This is a genomic window from Caballeronia sp. LZ029 (assembly GCF_031451275.1).
In the GTDB taxonomy this organism is placed as follows: Bacteria; Pseudomonadota; Gammaproteobacteria; order Burkholderiales; family Burkholderiaceae; genus Caballeronia; species Caballeronia jiangsuensis.
On record NZ_JARUXO010000132.1, the window covers coordinates 1 to 1,650 of the forward strand.

A 1,650-nucleotide genomic window follows, 5' to 3' on the forward strand; every position below is an offset into this window, starting at 1 on the left:
TCGGCCATGTGCAGTCGTTGGTTTCCACGGCATGAAGGACAGTCGAACGGCGGCTTTGCACCGTATAGCTGTCCGTCACCCAGCCATTGTGATCAAGACATCTCCGTGCGTCGAACGTATCCCTCAACGGTTTAGCCGCTGTCCTAGCTAATGCGGATAATGCCAACGCGAGACATGACGTTAGATGAGCTGCCTCAGCGGCTTCACACTGTCTTCTAATGCGACCAGACAAGCAGTCAGACCACCGCTACATACGGCGGCCCAAACCAACTGAGTTATGCTGACAGTTCATCGCAATTGAAGTCGTGCCGCTTGTCTTACTCGATCTTGACTTTGCCCGGTGCGCGCGCTGCTATTTCGCACGCGAGTTGGACGAAAGAGCCTAGCGCAGCGGACGGGTGAGGTTCCTTCCAAGCAAGGTAGAGTTCGCTTTGCGCGTGCTGTTCACGCAGCGGACGATAAACGACGTTGTCCATGTGCGTTCGTTGAACCGACGCAGGTACGAGCGTCACACCAAACCCGGCGCTTACTAGGCCAAGGGACGCGTAGATCTGTCCCATTTCGAAGCTTGCGGAAGGAGAGAAGCCCGCCAGGGCGCACAACTGGTTGATGGTGGCGTGATAGTCCGGCGCGACATCTTTCCGGTAATTGATGACGCGCAGGTGCATACAGTCCTTGATGGAAATCTGCCGTTTCGCTGCGAGAGGGTCGTCCTTCGCGATGGCAACGTAAAACGGCTCCTGAAGCAACAAGACGCTGTTCAGTTGGATATCCGACGGCAAAGAGCGAACGAAGGCCAGATCGACGTCCCCACGATCCAGCGCATTGATCTGTTCCGCAGAGGAGAACCATCGAAGTTCGACTGTCACCGCGGGGTAACGCTGCTGGAATTCACGCAAGAGCGGCGGCAGCAGCGTGTACGCGATGTGCTCAAAGAACCCGACCGCCACCCGGCCGATTTCCCCTCTTGCTGCGCGTTGCGAATCCACGATCGCGGAGTTTGTGTCCGCCAGAATTCGCCTGGCCCGTTCTTCGAAAACTTGGCCCGCCGATGAAAGGAATACGCGTTTGCCCCGGCGCTCGAAGAGCGCCACGCCGAGTTCTTCTTCCAGTTCCCGTATCTGCCGGCTCAACGGCGGCTGGGCCATGTGCAGTTCCTCTGCCGCCTTCGTGAAGTTGAGGGTGCGGGCCACCGTCAGAAAGTAGCGAAGATGACGCAGCTCCATTTGAAACCTTCTAGGTATTGATGCGCAACTTATTATATCTTTTACATTGGGCGCGACGGGTCGTAGGATCATGACATCACATCAATAAATCAGGAGATGCCCTCATGAAACTTACCGCGTCACAATTGGAAGCGTACGAACGCGACGGATTCGTTGTCCTCCCGGAGCTTTTCTCGGAAGAAGAAGTCGAGCATATGAAGAGCGAGTTGCGCCGGATCCAGAAGATCGACACCGACCATCTCGTCCGTGAAAAAACGGGAGGCATCGCAAAGACGATCTACAAAGTTCACGAAACCGAAAGTCCGACGGCATCGGCGGTCTTTCACTCCGCCGTGCGCTCCCCCAGATTGCTCGAGCCGGCACAACAACTGATTGACGATCCCGAACTCTACGTCTATCACACGAAGTGCAATCTGAAGACGGC

Annotated in this window: 2 protein-coding genes; one reads left to right on the plus strand and one right to left on the minus strand. The window is 56.0% G+C overall.

All coding sequences use genetic code 11. The annotated features are described in order from the left end of the window. Nucleotides 1-317: 317 nt before the first annotated feature. The gene (locus QCE73_RS39305) at nucleotides 318-1,226 is read right to left on the minus strand and encodes a LysR substrate-binding domain-containing protein (protein ID WP_309886203.1); all 909 of its coding nucleotides are present in this window, start codon (nucleotides 1,224-1,226) and stop codon (nucleotides 318-320) included. Between the two features lie 104 nt (nucleotides 1,227-1,330). On the opposite strand from QCE73_RS39305, the gene QCE73_RS39310 reads away from it, so the two are divergent. Further along, nucleotides 1,331-1,650: phytanoyl-CoA dioxygenase family protein (locus QCE73_RS39310; protein ID WP_309886205.1), on the plus strand; the 320-nt coding region annotated here is incomplete at its 3' end.